Here is an 18,250-nt window from a genome sequence, read left to right on the forward strand (position 1 = left end):
GACACGGTACGTAACGTGCCGCCGATACGGTGAGAACTGTGGATATCTCCGAGGTCGGCTGCACCCTGGAATTCGACGTCACCGAGCCCGCCGAGATCGCGCTACAGGTCGCGGTGTCCGGCGCCGTCTCGGAGACGTTGCTGGTCAACGGCGTCGCCGTCGACCGGCAGCTGATCACTGCGGGCAAGGGCGCGCTGGTCGTGCGGTACTCGGCGGCGGTTCCGCCCGGATCGGTACCGCCCCCGGTCACCGACGAGGAACGCATCGTCGCGTTGCGGCCGAGCCGCTACTGCCCGTCCGACCGGCTCGGCGGATTCGCCGCCACCCGCTTCGGCACCTCGGTGCCGGACGGCGCGGGCTTCAGCACCTCCCAGCCGGACGGCGCGAGCTTCGGCACCGCTCTGCCGGACGGCGCGGGCTTCGGCGGCTCCCGGGCCGGGGACGGCACCGCCGGCACGGTTCGGGCGATCACCGACTGGGTGTACGAGCACATCACCTACCAGGGCGGAAGCAGTGGCCCCACGACCGACGCGGTGGACACCCTGCTCGCCGGCGCCGGGGTGTGCCGCGACTTCGCGCACCTGACCGCCACCCTGTGCCGGGCCCGCAACATCCCGGCCCGGGTCGCCGCCGTCTACGCGCCCGGGCTGTCCCCGATGGACTTCCACCTGGTGGTGGAGACCGCGATCGACGGCCACTGGCGGGTGTGGGACGCGACGCGGTTGGCGCCCCGGCAGTCGCTGATCCGGATCGCCACCGGCCGCGACGCCGCCGACACCGCGTTCGCGACCACGCTGTCCGGGGCGCTCACCCTGACCGGCACCGAGATCCTGGCGGTCGCCGGCGGGAATCTGCCGTTCGACGACCACCGGGATCTGGTGTCACTGCCGGGCTGAGTCAACCGCGGTCTGTAGGCACCGGCGCACGTCGTCGGCGTGGTACGGCCACTCGGACGGCTCGATCTGCGCCATGAACGTGTCGTAGACGGCCGCCTGACGCAGGAACTCCACCGGTTGCAGCAGCTCGGCGGCCCGTAGTGCGTCGTACTCCGGCCACAGCTTCGCCCATGCGGCGAGGACCTCCGGCTCGCCCCGCATCCGTACCGCGTCGAAGGCGGGGTTGCCGATCACCGCGTCACCCCAGTCGACGATGGTGAACGATTCGCCGTCCTGGATCACGTTGCCCATGTGCAGGTCACCGTGCACGAGAGTGTCCGGGAGACCGCACTCGGCGACGGCGGCGAGCCGGCGCGGAAGGTCGTCCAGCAACTCCCGCAGACCCGGAATGCCGGGAAGGTGCGGCGCGGCGATCCGCGGCAGGCCGTCCAGCGACAGCGCCGGGACTCCCGCGGCACGCAGCTCGTCGACCCGGCCGGCGAAGTGTTGCTGCACCGGTTGCAGCGCGGCCAGCACCTGAGCCCGGAAGGGCGGCGCGGCGCCGTAACGGTCCTCGCCGGGCACGTGGGTGATCAGGGCACGGCCCTCGTCACCGGCGGCCAGCACGTACGGCACCAGGCCCGGTGAGACCGCGTCGACCATGCGCAGGACGGCCGCCTCGTGTGCGAAGAACGGCGGCACCTGCTTGAGCCAGGCCACCGGCACACCGTCGGGGCCGTCGAACCGCCAGATCGCCGACAGGTTCCAGGTGCGCTGCTGGTGGGCGGTCAGCCCGGACAGCCCGATCCGGTCCAGGGCACCGGCTGCCCAGGCCAGCGACGCGGAGGCGCCGGCCGCCTCGGCGTACGCCGCGCGCAGCGGATGCGGCGACAGGTCGACGTCGGCCGGCAGCAGACCGGCCGGCCGCTCGGGGGTCATCGCCAGATAGGTGACGTGCCCGCCGGGTGGATCCTGATCACCGTGCAGCAGGCGCAGCACGGTGACGTCGATGCCGGCGCCGGCCAGCACGCCGGCGGAGTCCTGCCACCAGGGCACCTCCACGGTGAACGGGGGCAGCTGTCCGAGAAGCTCGCCCGACGGATCGACGAGCACCAGAGTGACGGTACGGCTCACCGGCCGAGTCTCGCATGCAGGAACTTGCGGTCGGCACGCCCCAGCAGGCGCAGCCGGGCCATGCCGCCGTCCGGGAAGATGTCCAGCCGGACCTGCGTCACCTCGGGCGCCTCGGCGAGCGCGAACCGGTGCGGCGTGTCCGGGCGCAGCGCCACCCGTCGCAGCAGTTCGTGCGGGAGGCCGTCGCTGTCGAAACCGGTGAGCGTGGCCCCGCCGGGGGCGTTGCCCTTGAAGTGGCTGGTGTCCAGGTCGGCGAAGCGCAGCACCGCCGGGGCGGCGAGCCGTACCAGCACCCAGTCGTTGCCGTCGTCACGGCGCCGCGACGTCTCCCACCCGTCGCCCATGTTGCGGGCCAGACCCGGCATCAGCATCCGTTGCGGGTTGCCGTAGAACATGTTGCTGCAGTCGACGACGGTGGCACCGTATTCGGCGGCGGCCACGTCGAACACCTTCGGCAGCAGTTCCGGGTCGGGTACCACCTCACCGTGCACGCGCAGGCGGGCCACTCCGCCGTCCGGGAAGATGTTGAGCCGCACGTGCGTGAACCGGTGACGGTCCTCCACCGGGTACAGGTTGCGGCCGTCGCCCTTCAGCGGTGACTTCGGCAGGATCTCCACCCAGTCGGCGGTGGCCAGTTCGTCCGGGCCGGGATAGCCGGGCATCTCCACGGCCTCGACCGAGGCGTACGGCGGGAAGTTGCCGGTGAAGAACGCGGTGTCGATGTCGACGCCGTGGACCACACCGGGCGCGCCCAGCCGGATGATCGCGAAGTCGTGACCCGGGGTCCGGCGGCGGCGGGTCTCCCAGCCGTCGTAGACCTGTCCTTTGTGGTCGAACGTCTTCGGCGCGTGACCCGGCGTGCCCGGCAGCACCAGGTGGTCGGCGGCGGCGAAGAACTCGTCGTTGGCGTGCACGACGCCTCCGCCGAACGCCCGGGACGCGAGGTCGGGCAGCGCGCTGAAGTCCATCAGATCTCCCTTGCCAGGAACTTTCCGCCGGCGTTGTCGCCGGTCACCACGCTTCCGCGCAGCCAGGTGGTGCGGACCACACCCCGCAGGACCTTTCCGGCGTACGGCGTGACCGGGTTCCGGTGATGCAGCGCGTGCACGTCGACGACGAACTCCCGGTCCGGCTCGAATGCCACCAGATCCGCGTCGGCGCCGACCATGATGCGGCCCTTGTTCCGCAATCCCACCAGATCGGCGGGGCGGCGCGCCATCCACTTCACCACGTCCGCGAGGGTATGCCCCCGTTCGGCGGCCGCGGTCCAGATCACCGGAAGACCCAGCTGCACCGAGGCGATCCCGCCCCACGCGGCCGCGAAGTCACCGGTGTCCTGCCGTTTCAGGTCGGGGGTGCACGGCGAGTGGTCGCTCACCACGCACGTGATCAGGCCGTCGGCCAGCGCCTCCCACAGTCGGTCGGCGTTCTCCGCGTCCCGGATCGGCGGGCAGCACTTGAACTCGGTGGCGCCGTCCGGGATCACGGCCGCGTCCAGAGTCAGGTAGTGCGGGCAGGTCTCGGCGGTCACCCGTACCCCCTCGGCTCTCGCCCGGGCGATCAGCGGGAGCGCGGAGGCGGCGGAGAGATGCAGGATGTGGGCGCGACGGCCCGCGGCGCGGGCCACCGCGATGGCGGTGCCGACCGCGGCATGCTCGGCGTCCTGCGGGCGGGAGTCCAAGAAGTCGGCGTACGCCGCCGAACTCGCCGCCTCGCGCAGATGATCCGGGTCCTCGGCGTGGATGACGAACAGCGCGTCGACCGCGTTCATCGCCTCGGCGAGCTGCCCCGCGTCGACCGGCGGGAACTCGGGCACACCGGAGTCGGCGAGGAACGACTTGAAACCGAAGACACCGTCGGCGTGCAGGCCCGGCAGGTCGGCGGCGTTGCCCGGGATCGCGCCGCCCCAGAATCCGACGTCGACGTGGCACTGACCGGCTGCGGCCGCCTGTTTGATCTTCAGGGCCGCGGTGGTCACGGTCGGCGGCAGGCTGTTCAGCGGCATGTCGATGATGGTGGTGACGCCGCCGGCCGCGGCCGCCCGGGTCGCCGTGGCGAACCCCTCCCACTCGGTCCGGCCCGGCTCGTTGACGTGCACATGGGTGTCCACCAGGCCGGGGAGCAACGCGGTGTCGCCGAGATCGATGTCCTGCGCCGCCTGCACCACGGCGTCGTAGGGCAGCACCGCCGCGATCGTCCCGCCCTCCACCACGACCGCCGCCGCCCGCTCGCCGTCCGGTGTCGTGACGCGCCGCGAACGCACTACAAGATCAGCCATGGGCCGACCCTATCGGCGCTTTGTTTCACCGCGGCCTGTTCGCCCCGGCCCTTTGTTTCACCGCGGCGCCTGTTCGCCGCGGGCGCTTTGTTTCACCCCGTGCGCATCAGGCCGGTCGGGCATGCCGTTACCGGCGGTAGCGGAGTACCGTGCCGCTCCATGGTGCGACGATGGAGTGTGGCGGCCCTGGCCGCCCTCTGCGGTGTGCTGATCGCGGCGGCCCGTTTCGGCGACGGCGCGCCCGGCACCGCCGCCCTGCTGCTGGCCGGATTCCTCGTACTCGCCTTCGTGCTGTCGCCGCTCGCGTTCCCCCGCGCCGCCGCGGTCGAGGACGACCGGCCGGTCGTCTACTGGCGGCCCGGCTGCGTGTTCTGCCTGCGGCTGCGGGCCCGCCTCGGTGCCGACGCGGACCGGCTGCGCTGGGTCGACATCTGGCAGGACCCGGCCGCGGCCGCCGCGGTCCGGGAGATCACCGGCGGCGACGAGACCGTGCCGACCGTGGTGATCGGCGGCCGGGGCCACGTCAACCCCGACCCGTCCTGGCTGCGCGACCAGATCGTGCCGACCGCGCCTCAGGCCTGAACCAGCTGGCCGTCGGTCCACCGCAGGAACCGGTCGAACAGTTCCGCCGGCGGCCCGGGTGGCAGCTCGGTCATGGCCCGGTCCAGGTGACCCCACATGTACATCGTCAACATGACCCGGTCCGCACCGTCCGACAGGGACACTCGCGCGGGTGTGCACGGCCACGGATCACCGCACACCCGGCACTCCCACGACGGCCGTTCACAAACGTGCTCTTCGTTACTCTGAGTCACACTCTTCTTCACTGAACGACACTCCCTCGCGTTGCGCGCGGTCCCGTCCCGTAGTACTCCCCACAGGCGGGAAAGGTTCGATCCACACGGGATTTGCCCATGCCGCTAGGGTCTGACTCACTGACACGGACCATCACGGAAGGCAACCGGCGTGACGAACCAGCAGCCCGCGGTGAACACCGGACCGAACATCCTCGTGCGCGGCGCCGCCGTCGCCGTCCTGGCCATCGCCGTCCTCACTTTCGCCGTCCTCGCGATCATCGACCCGGCGTCGCTGATCAGCCTCGCGCCGGAATGGTTCGGCGAACCGGGCGCCTCCTCGGTCCTCGCCGGCGCCGGTCTCGCCGGCGTGATGGCGGGCCTGCTCTACAAGGCCGTCCGCGAGGGCAACCGTGGCCACGACGAGCTGGCGACGTGGCTGACGCTCGCCGCGCTCCTCATCGTGCCGATCTTCTCCATGGTCTGAAAAACCCTCCTCATCGGGTACGCCCACACCTCCCACCACCGCACCACACCGAACCCCGCCTCCGGCGGCTGCCGCCGGAATTCCGTCGTGCCCGCCCACCTCAATCGCTAGGCGATCGTGGCGAATCCGTTCTCCGCGGCCGGCCCGAGATCGTGGATCTCACCCGCACCGCTGACCGTGAAAACGTGATTCCGCCGGGTCCGCGACTCGAATTCCGCCCACTCCCCACTCCCCCATTCACCGGGGCTGCGGGAATCGATTTCCGCATGATCCGGCCGGTCCACCAGCCGGATCACGTGCACGACGTTGTCCCGCACCTCGATCCGCCACCGGTCGTCCTCCTCCTCACCCTCCGCGGTGATCACCCCGTTGACCACGTGGTCACAGGTGAAGTGCTCGAACACGGCCGGACGGAACCACGCCCCCGGCACGTCGCCGCGAATCTCCGCACCCGGTGCCAGAAACGTCTCCACCAGATACGCGAGCCAGATCTCCGCGTGGTAGAACTTCTCCTCGCCGTTCCAGATGAGCGCGTCACCGGCGGCCGTCGGCACCCATTTGCACCAGTAGCCGGGATGTTCCGGGCCGGGGCCGTTCCCGCCGTACATCTCCCCGGGTGCCAGCCCGTTTCCGCTCACCGCATAGGGCCCGGCATCCCTCAGTTCGTGCCGGGTCTCGGCGAACCGGTCGAGGTATTCCACCTCGTAGGGATTCAGTGGCGGAACAATGGCGACCTGCCCCGTGAATCCGGTGTCATACCCCACTGTCGTCCTCCGCTGCTCGTCTCACGCCAGGGTGGTCAACTGCTCCCGTGGGAACCCGGCATCGGTCAGTGCGCCGCAGTCCAGGCCGCGCAGCAGATATCCGGCGAGCGCCCGTGCGGTGGCCGGCTCGTCGGCGATGCCCCCGTCCTGCCGGTCCAGGTAGCGCCGCAGGCGGGTCACGGCCGCGTCCCGGCCGTCCCGGAAGAACTCGTAGGTCGCCGCATACCGGGTCGGCAGCTGGGCCGGATGCAGGTCCCAGCCCTGGTAGTAGCCGCGCTCCAGGGACCGGCGGACCAGTCGCCGGTGCAGGTCCCAGGCGGCGTGCACGGCGGCGGTGTCCCCGACCGGGAGGACGTTGGTGGACCCGTCGGACAGGCGCACCCCGGTCTGGGCGGCGGCGGCCTGCATGACCGCCTTCGCGTAGTCGGCGACCGGGTGCTCCATCGACTGGTAGGCGGCGGCCACCCCGGCGGCGGCGCTGTAGTCGTAGGTGCCGTAGTGCAGCCCCGTGCACCGGCCGGCGGCCGCGGTGATCAGCCGCGCGACGGTCGCGGTCCCGTCGGCGGCGAGCACGGCCGACGGCAGTTCGATCTGGATCTCGAAGGTGAGGGCGCCGGCGCTCAGGCCGTACGACCGCTCCAGCTTCTCGCAGAGGGTGACCATGGCGGCGACCTGGCCGGTACCGCTGACCTTGGGCAGCGTGATCGTGAAGAGATCCTGGTAGTTGTCGAGGAAGAGGTCGAGGGTGCGCAGTGAGCGGCGCCGGGTCGCGGCCTCCAGGGATTTGATCCGGATGCCGAGGAACGGTGGACGTGGTCCGTCGGCGAGGATCGCGGCGGCCTTGCGGACGGCCGCGTCCTCCTGGTCGTCGTCGCGGACGCCGTAGCCGTCCTCGAAGTCGACGCGCAGGTCCTCGATCGGCTCGGCGGCGAGTTTGGCGCGGACCGCCGGGTCCGGCCAGGGGAAGTCGTGCCGGTCCATCGTGCCGAGGGCGATGCCGCCCCAGTCGCGGAAGTCGTCGAGACGGTCGGCCGGGATGTAGACGGTGTGGACCGGCTGCCGGCCGGGCCGGTCGCCCGGGTAGCGGGCCCGCAGGAACGCGTCGTGTGCGGCGAGGCCGGCGTCGATCTCGGCGTAGTCGTCCTCGTTCAGGCGCAACAGTCGGCCCTTCCTCGCGGTGGGGTGTGCGGCCGGGACCGGCCCGGCCGCACCGTGGATCAGTCGATCGAGTCGTAGGCGGCGCTGGTCAGGAAGTCGGCGAAGTCGTCGGCCAGCGCGACCCGCTCGAAGAGCTTGCGGGCGTCGTCGTAGCGGCCCGACGTCCAGGCCTCGTCGCCGACGGCCTCGCGGATCTTCGCGAGTTCCTCGTCCTCGATCCGCCCGACCAGCTCGGCGGTGATCGGCGTGCCGTCCTCGAGCTTCACTCCGTTGTGGATCCACTGCCAGACCTGGGACCGGGAGATCTCCGCGGTGGCGGCGTCCTCCATCAGGTTGTGGATCGCCACCGCGCCGTTGCCGCGCAGCCACGCCTCCAGGTACTGCAGGGCCACGTTGACGTTGTTGTGCAGCCCGGCGCGGGTGACGGCGCCACCGCCGCCGGCCACGTCGAGCAGGTCGGTGGCGTCGACCGCGACCTCGGGCCGCTTCTTGTCGAGCTGGTTCGGCCGGTCGCCGAGCACCCGGTCGAAGATCTCCCGGCAGACCGGCACCAGGTCGGGGTGGGCCACCCAGGAACCGTCGAATCCGTCGCCGGCCTCGCGCTCCTTGTCCTCCCTGACCTTGGTCAGCGCGACCTTGTTGACCTCCTGGTCACGCCGGCTCGGGATGAACGCGGCCATGCCGCCCATCGCGAACGCACCCCGCTTGTGGCAGGTGGAGACGAGCAGCTCGGTGTAGGCCCGCATGAACGGTGCGGTCATCGTGACGGCCGCCCGGTCCGGCAGGATCATGTTCGGGTTGTCCCGGAAGTACTTGATGATGCTGAACAGGTAGTCCCAGCGGCCGGCGTTGAGCCCGGAGATGTGCGGGCGCAGCGCGTGCAGGATCTCCTCCATCTCGAACGCGGCCGGGATCGTCTCGATCAGCACGGTGGCGCGGATGGTGCCGACCGGGACGCCCAGCGTCTCCTGCGCGTAGGTGAAGACGTCGTTCCACAGTGCGGCTTCCTTGTGGGACTCCATCTTGGGCAGGTAGAAGTACGGTCCGCTGCCCCGCTCCAGCAGCTCCTTCGCGTTGTGGAAGAAGTAGAGACCGAAGTCGACGAGCGCGCCGACGGCCGGTTCGCCGTCCACCGGCAGGTGCCGCTCGTCGAGGTGCCAGCCGCGGGGGCGCATCACGATCGTCGGGTACGGCCCGCCGTTCAGCTCGTACGTCTTCTTCTCGGTCTCCAGGGTGATGGTGCGCCGGATCGCGTCGTACAGGTTCTGCTGCCCGTCGACGACGTTCGACCAGTGCGGGGTGTTCGCGTCCTCCAGGTCGGCCAGCCACACCTTGGCGCCCGAGTTCAGCGCGTTGATCGTCATCTTCCGCTCGGTGGGGCCGGTGATCTCGACCCGCCGGTCCTGCAGGTCGGCCGGGGCGGGCGGGGCGGACCACTCGGCGGCGCGGATGTCCGCCGTCTCGGCCAGGAAGCCCAGCGTGGCACCGGCCGCGATCTCCGCACGGCGCGTGGCACGCGCCTGGAGGAGCTCGTTACGGCGAGGCCGGAATCGCCGGTTCAGGTCGGCGACGAACGCCACGGCCTCGTCGGACAGGATCTCGGTCATCGTTGACGATTCCTCTCAGTGTGGTTACTCCCCCGTACCGTAATCGAGCATTATTCATGGTCTCCTACGGTCTACCACTACCCGGAACCTGTGGTGTTCTTCTCTCCCGCGACGCTTCCTGCACCGCCTCTGTCCGGCTTTCTGCGCCCGCGCCTCTCCGACTCCGGCTGTCTACACCGCGTCGATCAGTCGGCGGTGGGCGCGCCGGGCGTTCGCCGTCAACGTGTCGGCATCCGCACCGACCAGTTCACCGCGCTCGACGATCGGACGGCCGCCGACCAGGGCCAGATCGACCCGCGCCGGTGGGCCGAACACCAGCGCCGCGACCTTGTCGTCGATGCCCTCGTGCCCCAGGCCGTCCAACCGCCACATCACCAGGTCGGCCAGCTTGCCCGGCTCCAGCGAGCCCAGGTCGTCCTGGCGGCCCAGGCAGCGGGCCCCGCCGATGGTGCCGAGCCGCAGCGCCTCCCGCGCGCCGAACGATTTCGGGCCCTGCCGCTGACGTGCCGTATACAGCGCCTGCCGCAACTCGGCGCCCAGGTGCGACACCTCCTGCGAGGCCGCGCCGTCCACCCCGAGACCCACCGGTACGCCGTTGTCCAGCAGCTCACGCACCCGCGCCGCACCGGTGCCGAGCCGCGCGTTCGAACTCGGGCAGTGCGCCACACCGGTGCCGGTGGCTCCGAGTCTCGCGATCGCCGAGTCGTCCAGGTGCACGCCGTGGGCCAGCCAGACGTCGTCGCCGAGCCAGCCGACGCGCTCCGCATACTCCACCGGGGTGCAGCCGAACTGCTTGAGGCAGAACTCCTCCTCGTCGTCCGTCTCGGCGAGATGGGTGTGCAGCCGCACTCCCCTGCGCCGGGCCAGCACCGCAGCCTCCTCCATGAGACGCGTGGTGACCGAGAACGGCGAACAGGGCGCCACCGCGATCTGGAGCATCGCATCCGGTGACGGGTCGTGCCAGCGGTCGATCGCCGCCTCGGTGGCCGCGAGAGCCTCGTCGGTGTCCTCGACCACGTGGTCCGGTGGCAGGCCGCCGTCCTTGCGGCTCAGGTCCATCGAGCCACGGGTCGGGTGGAACCGCACCCCGATCTGCCGGGCCGCCTCGATCTCGGCGGCCAGCACGTCACCGCCGTCCCGCGGGAACACGTAATGGTGATCCATGCTCGTGGTGCAGCCGGACAGCGCCAGCCAGCCCAGCCCGGCACCGGCCGCCGCGCCGACGATCTCCGCGTCCAGCCGGCCCCAGATCGGATAGAGCGTGGTGAGCCAGCCGAACAACGTCTCGTCCAGCGCCAGGCCGCGGGTCGCCCATTGGTAGAGGTGATGATGCGTGTTGACCAGGCCGGGTGTGACCAGGCAGCCGGTGCCGTCCCGGCGCTCCCCGGGCAGGTCGGAGCGGCCCGGCCCGACCGCGACGATACGGCCGTCGTCACCGACCACGACGTGGCCGCCGGCATACTCCGTACCGGCCGCGTCGACCGTTGCGACGTGCGCGTTCTCGATGATGATCACAGCCACCACTCCGCGGTCGCCGGGGGCGCGTCGTCGCGGACCACACTGCCCTCGATCAACCCGTACGGCCGGTCACCGGCGATGAACACCTCACCCGGGTTGTCCAGGCCGAACGGGGACAGGTCGGCCAGGTAGTGATGTCGGTTCGGCAGCGTGAGCCGCACCTCGGCGATCTCCGGACGGTCCTCGAGCACCCGCACGCCCATCGCGTGGAGCGTCTGTTGCAGCGAGTAGCTGTAGGTGCCGACGAACGCCTTCACCAGTGCGTCGAGCGCCCCCTCGTGCGAGGCCGCCCAGTCGGTGTCGTCCCCGATGTGCCGCCAACGGGCGTCCACGGCCGTGGCCAGGATCCGGTCGGTGGTCGGTTTCAGCGTCGTGTAGCCGTCCTCGACGAACCCGTGGAACTCCGAATCCGTCGAGTTCAGCAGCACCAGGCCGGTCACGCCGGAGACCACCTGCACGCTCTCCCGCGTCACGGAGACCACGGTGGTCCGCACGTGATCGCCCCGTTTCCGGAACGAGTGCGGGCCCAGCCGGTCCCATGCGAACGACTCGACCGACACCCCGGCCGCGTGCACCTGTGGCTGCGTGCTCACGAAATGCCGGGCCAGGAGCAGGGCGAACGTCTCCGGCTCGCCGACACCGTGCTCCTTGGCGAACGCATACACCGTGTTCTTCATCGTGTCGGTCGGCAGGACACCGGAGTTGTCGCCGGTCAGGTGAGCCGCGGTCAGGTCGCCGGAGAGCGCGATGCTGACGTTGAAGTCCACCAGGCCGTGCGAGTCACCGTCACGGTGCACCCGCACCAGACGCGTCTCCGCCTTGCCGTAGCGGTTCGGTCCGAGCACGATCCCCAACGGTGTCAGCTCCCTCGGTAGGTGGTGTAGCCGTACCGGCTGAGCAGCAGCGGCACGTGGTAGTGGCGATTCGGGTCGTGGACGTGGAAAGCGACCGTGATCTCCGGGAAGAAGCAGTCGCCGCCCAGATAGGGCTCCACGTAGAAGAACAGGCGATAGCCGCCGGCCTGCCACTCGTGCAGCGCCACCTCGTAGCGCAGACGGCCGTCGTCGTCGGTGCGGCCCTCGGCGATCGTGCTCCAGCCGTCCGAGTCGCGGCGCTCCAGCCGCACGTAGACGTCCTTCGCCGGGTCGCCGGTCACCGTGTCCAGGATGTGCGTCGAGATGCGGGCGTGGAACGCCGCGGTGACACCGTCAGAGGGCATCGAGCACCCGCTCCAGCCGCAGCCGCGCGATCTTGCGCAGCTCATCGGTCACGATCGCCCGCTCGGCCGCCTCGTCGTTGCCGAGCCGTTCCCGGGCGGCGGCGAGGATCTCGGCCTGCGACCGACCGCTCGCGAAGATCAGGAAGACGTGCCCGAACCGCTCCTCATACGCCCGGTTCGCCGCGATGAGCTCGGCCTTCGCCGTGTCGTCGGCGCTCTGTGCGGCAGCCGACTGCTCGGCACGCGACCAGGCGGCCTCCTGCGAGTCGCCGGCGGCCCGCTCCCCGATCCGTGGATGCGCGGACAGGCCCTGCAACACCTCCGGCCAGCTCAGCTCACGACTCGCGGTATCGGCCGCGGCGAGAAGCCCGGCCCGGTCGGCGAACGGCCTCTTGGCGGCGACGGCCGCGCCCCAGGCGGGCGCCGCACAGCAGGCGAGCAACTCGGCCTCCAGACGCTCCGCGGGCAGAGCATTGAAGGACTCCAGCGCACCCATCGGTCACCCCCTCGTCGATGGCGATCAGTCAAGCAGGCCCGAACCGGGCCACGCACGGACGGACCGAAGAATTAACAAGCGCCACCCTGCCACGAATGCCGGCCGGAAATCTCGCCGTCCGCTCAGGGCTGTGGACAACCCCGCGAGCAGCGCATCCGGCCATGGCGCGGCCCGTCCTGTGGACAACCGCCGGAAATGCACCGCGACCTCGCCGTTATCCCACGGTGACCCGGCCGTTTCCGAAGGCCGCCGTCATCCACAGAACCACGAACGGCGATCGCCGCGGGCGCCAGTGTGGACAACCGCGGAGGGCGCGGGCGGCATGGGCCAGACTGGGCGCGTGCTCATCCCCGTAGGCTCGCTGCCCGATCTCCCGGTCCGCCCCGTGCTGCCCGAGGTGGCCGCCGCCCTGGCCGGCGCCGGGGCCGCCGTCCTGGTCGCGCCCCCCGGCACCGGCAAGACCACGCTGGTCCCGCTGGCGCTGGCCGCACCCGGCAGCCGGGTGATCGTGGCCGAGCCGCGCCGGGTCGCCGCACGGGCCGCAGCCGGACGGATGGCCGCACTCCTCGGCGAGCGGCCCGGGCAGCGGGTCGGCTACGCGGTGCGCGGCGAACGGCAGGTCTCCCACGACACCGTCGTCGAGGTCGTCACCACCGGTCTGCTGGTCCGCCGGCTACAGGCCGACCCCGAGCTGGCCGGCGTCACCACGGTGATCCTCGACGAGTGCCACGAGCGGCATCTCGACTCCGATCTGGCTCTGGCCTTCCTCGTCGAGGTGCGTGCCGCGCTCCGCCCCGACCTGCGGGTCCTCGCGACCTCGGCGACCGCCGACGCCGACCGGCTCGCGACCGTCCTCGGCGAGCCGGGGCGGCCGGCACCGATCGTCACCGCCCGCGCGCGCACCTACCCGGTGGAGGTGATCTGGGCGCCGCCGGCCACGCCGGTCACCCCGCCGCACGGGCTCCGCGTCGACCCGCGTCTCCTCGACCACGTGGCCGCCACTACCCGGCGGGCGCTCGCTGAGGGCGACGGTGACGTCCTCGTCTTCCTTCCCGGCGCGGGCGAGATCTCCGCCGTCGCCGGCCGCCTCGGCGCCTCCGGCGCTTCCGGGTCCTCCGGCGGGCCCGGATCTCGCGGCGCTTCCAGCGGGCCCGGATCTCCCGGCGCTTCCGGCGGGCCCGGGCTTCTCGGCGCCGACGTGGTCACCCTGCACGGCCGGCAGACGGGCGCGGCGCAGGACGCGGTGCTGCGCGCCGGCCGGCACCGCCGGGTCGTGCTGGCCACGGCGGTCGCCGAGAGCAGTCTGACGGTTCCGGGGGTACGCGCCGTGGTCGACGCCGGGCTCAGCCGGGTGCCCCGGATGGATCACGCCCGAGGCCTGGGCGCCCTGGCCACCGTGGCGGTGTCCCGCTCGTCCGCCGAGCAGCGCGCCGGGCGGGCCGGCCGGGAGGCACCCGGCCGGGTCTACCGCTGCTGGCCGGCCGCCCTGCACGACCGGCTGCCCGCCCAGCCGGAACCGGAGATCACCGCGGCTGATCTGACCGGGTTCGCCCTCGACCTGGCGCTGTGGGGGCATCCCGACGGGGCCGGCCTGGCCCTGCCCGATCCGCCCCCGCCCGGCGCGCTGCGAGCCGCCGTCGCCGCCCTGCACGATCTGGGCGCCGTCGACGCCGAGGGCCGGGTCACCGCACGTGGCCGTGCCCTGGCCGGCGCGGGCCTGCATCCCCGGCTGGCCCGGGCTCTGATCGACGGTGCCGCCGTCCTCGGAGCGGACCGCGCGGCCGAGATCGTCGCCGTTCTCGACGACGACCGCACCACCAGCGGTGACGTGGTCACGGTCTGGCGGGCCGCCCGCAACGAGCCGGCCCGGCGAGCGGACGTCCGCCGCCTGACCCGGGCCCTGGACCGATCCCCCGGCCGGGAACCGGCGGTCACACCCACCAACGAGCCCGTAACGGGGACAAACACCGACCGACCACGGAACCCGGCCTCCGCACCCACCGGCCGACGACCTGCAGCCGGAGAGGCTTCGGGGCGGCCGGATAGCGGCCCACGACCTGCAGCCGGAGAGCCTTCGGGGCGGCCGGGCAGAGGCCGGCCGGGAACGGCGGCGCGGCTGAGCGACGACATCGCGGCCGGGCTGATCGTGGGATTGGCGTATCCGGAGCGGGTCGCGCGGGTGCGGGAGCCGGGCGGCATGGCCTACCTGATGGCCGGGGGCACCGCCGCCGAACTGCCGGCCGGCAGTTCGCTGGCGGGGTCGCCATGGCTGGCCGTGGCAGGCGCCGACCGCGCGGCCGGCGCCAGAGTGGCCCGGATCCGCAGCGCCGCACCCCTGGACGAGGAGACCGCCCTGGAGGTGGCCGCACCGATGCTGTCGGAAGCCACCGAGATCGGGTGGATCGACGGTGACGTGGTGGCCCGGCGGGTTCGCAAGCTGGGGGCGATCACCCTGGTCGCCACCCGCCTCACCGATCCGGATCCGGCACTGCTCCGTGCGGCGCTGGTCACCGGGCTGCGGCAGGAGGGGCTCGGCCTGCTGACGTGGAGCCGGAACGCCGAGGATCTGCGGAAACGGCTCGCATTCGCGCATGCGGCTCTCGGCGATCCCTGGCCCGACGTGTCCGACAGCGCGCTGCTGGAGAGCCCGGAGGACTGGCTCGGCCTCGGCTCCGCCCGGCGGCGTGCCGACCTGGCGAAGGTGGACGTCGCCGGTGGACTACGACGGCTGCTGCCCTGGTCGGTGGCGGGCCGGCTGGACGCGGTGGCGCCGGAGCGGCTTCCGGTGCCGAGCGGGTCGCAGGTGCGGGTCGACTACAGCGATCCGGCGGCGCCGGTGCTCGCGGTGAAGGTGCAGGAGGCGTTCGGATGGCGGGAGGCGCCCCGGCTGGCCGACGGCCGGGTTCCGGTGCTGCTGCACCTGCTCTCCCCGGCGGGGCGGCCGGTGGCCGTCACCGGTGATCTCGGCTCGTTCTGGGTGCAGGGCTACCCGCAGGTGCGCGCGGAGATGCGCGGCCGATACCCACGGCACCCATGGCCGGAGGACCCGGCCACCGCCGAGCCGACCCGGCGCCTCAACCCCCGGTCCCGCTGAACACGCCGCGGGTCAGGCTGCCGGCGGGTGGGGCAGGCGGGTGAGCGCGGCCGGAGCGCCGTAGAGGTATCCCTGGCCCAGGGGGCAGCCGAGAGCGGCCATCGCGCCGGCCCGTTCCTCGGTCTCCAGTCCTTCGGCCACGACGATGATGCCGAGTTCGGCGCAGATGGCCAGCACCGAGCGGCACAGGGCGCCGGCCCGGTCCGGGGAGGTGTCGACATCGGTCAGGGTGGAGTCGAGTTTGACGATGTCGACCGGGAGGGCGTGCAGCTGGGCGAGGGCGTTGTAGCCGCTGCCGAAGTCGTCGAGGGCCACCCGTACGCCCAGGTCGCGCAGTCGCTCGACGAGTGCGGCAGCGCACGGGAGGTCGGGGATGCGCAGCGTCTCGGTGATCTCGATGATCAGGCGGGCCGGTTCGAGGCGGTGGCGGGTCAGGGCGGCCCGGACGGCGTCTTCGAGACCCTGGCCGGCGAGGCGGCCGGCGGAGACGTTGACGTGCATGTCGATGGGGCGGCCGTAGAGCTCGGCGAGGCGGGCGGCGTCCGCGCAGGCACGGTCCAGGACGAAGTCGTCGATGGCCGCGACCAGGCCGGTTCGTTCGGCCATCGTGACGAAGACGTCGGGGTGGACCGGACCGGCCACCGGGTCGGTCCAGCGGGCCAGGGCCTCCACCGCGACGGTGGCGCCGTCACTGAGCCGGACGATCGGCTGGTAGTGCACGTTGAAACCGGCGGCCGCGGGGCTTCCGCCGGACAGCGCTCCGGCCAGGAGCTGTGGCAGGTCGGCGTGTGGGCCGGAGTCCTTGGGGCCGGTGTAGCGGATCAGTTCGCCCTTGCCGCGGCGTTTGACCGCGTACATGGCGGCGTCGGCGCGGCGTAGGAGCAGGTCGGCGGTGAGTTCGTCGCCGGGTTCGGCGGTGACCAGGCCGATGCTGACGCCGACACCGACCGAGCGGCCGTCGATGACGTACGGCTCGCGGAGGGTCGCCAGCACCCGCTGCCCGATGGCTTCGGCCTCGGCCTCCCATGCGGCGTCGAATCCGGCTACAGCGTCCCCCGGAGAAGAGACCGCCTCGGAAAGAGCCGACGAAGACGGAGGCGGAGACCCCCCGGAAAGGGCCGACGAAGACGGAGACGAAGACGCCCCGGAAAAAGCCGACGAAGACGGAGACAAAGCCGGAGACGAAGACGACGAAGGAGACGAAGGAGACGAAGACAGGGAGGACGACGGGACCGGAGAAGACGGGGAAACCGAGGAGATCGACGAGGCCAGGGACGGCGGCGCGGTCGCAGCAGACGAGGGGCCCGGAACCCCGGACGGGCCGGACGCACCGGACGCGCCCGACGGGCCGGCGGGAAATGCGGGCCCGTCCGTCGAGGTGTCCCACGACGGGGACACGGTGGCGCCGCCGGCGAACGCGGCTTCCGAGACACGTACCCCCGCTGCCGAAAGAACATAGCGGCGCTGCTTCAGGACGCTGTCGGCCCGGCGCCGCCAGGGCGCCCGGCGCCGGGGAGCCGGGACCGCGACGCCGCCCTGGTCCAGGACGATGGCGAACTCGTCGCCGCCGAGGCGGGCGACGAGGTCACCGGCGCGGACCCCGGCGCGCATCCGCTCGCCGATGGCCTGGAGCACGCGGTCGCCGATGGCGTGCCCGAACGTGTCGTTGATGAGTTTGAAGTCGTCGAGGTCGGCGAAGAGCACAGCGACGGGCGTGCCGCGTTTCTGGTGGGCGTCGATGGCGAGGACGAGCCGTTCCCGGAAGAGCGCGCGGTTGGCGAGGCCGGTGAGCGGGTCGTGGTACGCCTGGTGGTGCAGGCGGCGCTGGGCGGTGGCGACGCGGTCGAAGAGGACCGTGTTGTCGACGATGGTGATCATCTGCCGGGTGACGACGAGGGCCAGACCGAGCCAGCCGAGGTAGGCCTCGAACGGGCTGAGCGAGCCTTCGGCGACGGTACGCACGACGAGCACCACCCCGGTGACGACGACCGGCCCGTACGGGAGAAGCAGCCGGAACCAGTCGCGTTCCAGCACCTCGGCGTCGGGCGGTGGAACCGGGGTCCGGTTGGGGCTGAGTGCCGCCATGGCGATGAACGCCGGGCCGAGCAGGTGGCCGAGCCCTTCCAGCCAGGTGGGCCCGCCGCCGAGGAGCCGGACGGTGTCGGCGACGCCGAAGGCGAGCAGCGCCGAGCCGACGAGCCGCAGCGGCCGCCGCCCGGCCGGGGAGTCGGGCCGGGTGGTGAGCAGCAGCACCACCATGGTGAACAGGACGAGGTCGGCGATCAGGTAGATCAGCTGGACGACGTCGAGGCCGCGGAGGGCGGGCGGGCCGGGCGGCACCAGCCAGGAGCCGGGCAGCACCGACCAGCAGAGGGCCAGCACCGACCCGGTGATGAGCAGGCTGTCGATGACGAGCGCGATCTGGTCACGCAGCGGTGACGTGGGCACCGGCCGGGGCCGGGTGTGCACGGCGCCGAGCAGCCCGACGAGCATGCACACGGGCAGCACGAACAGCGCGGCGTAGGTGAGTGCGTGCGGCGGCAGCCGGTCGGCACCGGCCAGGTCCTGAACGACCCACCAGATCCGGTTGAGGGACCACACGACGAGGCCACCGGCGGCGAGCAGCCGCCAGCGGCGCGGGATGCCGGTACGGTCGCGGCCGACGGCCAGGCAGACGGTGGCCGCGACGAGTCCGGCGACCAGCTGTGCCGTGTCGGTGTAGAGGCGGGGCGTGCCGAGGACGAGTTCGCCGAAGGCGACCACACCCAGCGTGAGCGCCAGCGTGCCGAGCAGTCGCGCCGTCGTGATCACCACCAGAGTCCGGGC

Annotated in this window: 16 protein-coding genes; 4 read left to right on the forward strand and 12 right to left on the reverse strand. The window is 72.1% G+C overall.

What is annotated here, in order from left to right; all coding sequences use genetic code 11:
- Positions 1–38 precede the first annotated feature (38 nt).
- Entirely contained in the window at positions 39–896 is an 858-nt protein-coding gene (locus BC793_RS04755) for a transglutaminase-like domain-containing protein (protein ID WP_239170122.1), read from the forward strand.
- Here the strand turns inward: BC793_RS04755 and BC793_RS04760 are convergent.
- From BC793_RS04760 to allB, 3 genes are read right to left on the reverse strand one after another with little or no spacing between them, the layout of a single operon-like run.
- Complete coding sequence (locus tag BC793_RS04760) at positions 882–2,009, reverse strand: phosphotransferase family protein (RefSeq protein ID WP_109589557.1); 1,128 nt, start codon at positions 2,007–2,009, stop codon at positions 882–884. The genes BC793_RS04755 and BC793_RS04760 overlap by 15 nt on opposite strands.
- A complete protein-coding gene (gene alc / locus BC793_RS04765; protein ID WP_109589559.1) occupies positions 2,006–2,977 on the reverse strand; it encodes an allantoicase in 972 nt (323 codons plus the stop codon). The genes BC793_RS04760 and alc overlap by 4 nt, the downstream gene beginning before the upstream one ends.
- Positions 2,977–4,287 carry an allantoinase AllB gene (allB, locus tag BC793_RS04770; protein ID WP_109589561.1) on the reverse strand — a complete coding sequence of 437 codons (1,311 nt, stop codon included), beginning with the start codon at positions 4,285–4,287 and terminating at the stop codon, positions 2,977–2,979. Before allB ends, alc begins: the two co-directional genes overlap by 1 nt.
- 159 nt (positions 4,288–4,446) lie before the next feature.
- On the opposite strand from allB, the gene BC793_RS04775 reads away from it, so the two are divergent.
- Entirely contained in the window at positions 4,447–4,869 is a 423-nt protein-coding gene (locus BC793_RS04775) for a glutaredoxin family protein (RefSeq protein WP_109589563.1), read from the forward strand.
- Here BC793_RS04775 and BC793_RS52205 read toward each other — a convergent pair.
- Positions 4,860–4,982, reverse strand: a complete 123-nt coding sequence (locus tag BC793_RS52205; RefSeq protein WP_275416198.1) for a hypothetical protein — start codon at positions 4,980–4,982, stop codon at positions 4,860–4,862. The two genes, BC793_RS04775 and BC793_RS52205, sit on opposite strands and share 10 nt — an antisense overlap.
- Before the next feature lie 271 nt (positions 4,983–5,253).
- Between BC793_RS52205 and BC793_RS04785 the strand changes: the two genes are divergently transcribed.
- Entirely contained in the window at positions 5,254–5,568 is a 315-nt protein-coding gene (locus tag BC793_RS04785) for a hypothetical protein (RefSeq protein ID WP_109589567.1), read from the forward strand.
- A 107-nt stretch (positions 5,569–5,675) separates the two neighbouring features.
- On the opposite strand, the gene BC793_RS04790 is transcribed toward BC793_RS04785, so the two are convergent.
- From BC793_RS04790 to uraD, 7 genes are all read right to left on the reverse strand, one after another.
- A complete protein-coding gene (locus BC793_RS04790; protein WP_203896278.1) occupies positions 5,676–6,332 on the reverse strand; it encodes a hypothetical protein in 657 nt (218 codons plus the stop codon).
- A gap of 21 nt (positions 6,333–6,353) precedes the next feature.
- Complete coding sequence (locus BC793_RS04795; RefSeq protein ID WP_109589569.1) at positions 6,354–7,490, reverse strand: DUF6986 family protein; 1,137 nt, start codon at positions 7,488–7,490, stop codon at positions 6,354–6,356.
- 59 nt (positions 7,491–7,549) lie between these two features.
- Positions 7,550–9,097, reverse strand: a complete 1,548-nt coding sequence (gene aceB / locus BC793_RS04800) for a malate synthase A (protein WP_109589572.1) — start codon at positions 9,095–9,097, stop codon at positions 7,550–7,552.
- A 171-nt stretch (positions 9,098–9,268) separates the two neighbouring features.
- The gene (locus tag BC793_RS04805) at positions 9,269–10,612 is read right to left on the reverse strand and encodes an 8-oxoguanine deaminase (protein ID WP_109589574.1); all 1,344 of its coding nucleotides are present in this window, start codon (positions 10,610–10,612) and stop codon (positions 9,269–9,271) included.
- Positions 10,609–11,460 carry a factor-independent urate hydroxylase gene (gene pucL / locus BC793_RS04810; RefSeq protein WP_239170121.1) on the reverse strand — a complete coding sequence of 284 codons (852 nt, stop codon included), beginning with the start codon at positions 11,458–11,460 and terminating at the stop codon, positions 10,609–10,611. Before pucL ends, BC793_RS04805 begins: the two co-directional genes overlap by 4 nt.
- 14 nt (positions 11,461–11,474) lie before the next feature.
- Positions 11,475–11,834 (reverse strand): hydroxyisourate hydrolase, encoded by a 360-nt coding sequence (gene uraH / locus BC793_RS04815; protein ID WP_109589578.1) that lies wholly within the window; start codon positions 11,832–11,834, stop codon positions 11,475–11,477.
- Positions 11,824–12,330, reverse strand: coding sequence for a 2-oxo-4-hydroxy-4-carboxy-5-ureidoimidazoline decarboxylase (gene uraD / locus BC793_RS04820; protein WP_170167197.1), 507 nt, complete (start codon positions 12,328–12,330; stop codon positions 11,824–11,826). The genes uraH and uraD overlap by 11 nt, the downstream gene beginning before the upstream one ends.
- A 346-nt stretch (positions 12,331–12,676) precedes the next feature.
- Here uraD and BC793_RS04825 point away from each other — a divergent pair, with 346 nt between their 5' ends.
- On the forward strand, positions 12,677–15,424 hold the full coding sequence (locus BC793_RS04825; protein WP_373871230.1) for an ATP-dependent RNA helicase: 2,748 nt from the start codon (positions 12,677–12,679) through the stop codon (positions 15,422–15,424).
- Between the two features lie 12 nt (positions 15,425–15,436).
- Here BC793_RS04825 and BC793_RS04830 read toward each other — a convergent pair whose 3' ends face one another.
- Positions 15,437–18,238: a putative bifunctional diguanylate cyclase/phosphodiesterase gene (locus BC793_RS04830; protein WP_239170119.1), complete on the reverse strand. Its 2,802-nt coding sequence runs from the start codon at positions 18,236–18,238 to the stop codon at positions 15,437–15,439.
- Between the last annotated feature and the right edge of the window lie 12 nt (positions 18,239–18,250).

This window comes from Actinoplanes xinjiangensis, assembly GCF_003148685.1.
GTDB lineage: Bacteria > Actinomycetota > Actinomycetes > Mycobacteriales > Micromonosporaceae > Actinoplanes > Actinoplanes xinjiangensis.

What these genes read in the sequence shown, in the direction of transcription:
- aceB (WP_109589572.1), bottom strand. Translation starts at nt 9,097, where the DNA reads ATGACCGAGATCCTGTCCGACGAGGCCGTGGCGTTCGTCGCCGACCTG.
- uraH (WP_109589578.1), bottom strand. Translation starts at nt 11,834, where the DNA reads ATGCCCTCTGACGGTGTCACCGCGGCGTTCCACGCCCGCATCTCGACG.
- allB (WP_109589561.1), bottom strand. Translation starts at nt 4,287, where the DNA reads ATGGCTGATCTTGTAGTGCGTTCGCGGCGCGTCACGACACCGGACGGC.
- BC793_RS04775 (WP_109589563.1), top strand. Translation starts at nt 4,447, where the DNA reads ATGGTGCGACGATGGAGTGTGGCGGCCCTGGCCGCCCTCTGCGGTGTG.
- uraD (WP_170167197.1), bottom strand. Translation starts at nt 12,330, where the DNA reads ATGGGTGCGCTGGAGTCCTTCAATGCTCTGCCCGCGGAGCGTCTGGAG.
- BC793_RS52205 (WP_275416198.1), bottom strand. Translation starts at nt 4,982, where the DNA reads ATGTTGACGATGTACATGTGGGGTCACCTGGACCGGGCCATGACCGAG.
- alc (WP_109589559.1), bottom strand. Translation starts at nt 2,977, where the DNA reads ATGGACTTCAGCGCGCTGCCCGACCTCGCGTCCCGGGCGTTCGGCGGA.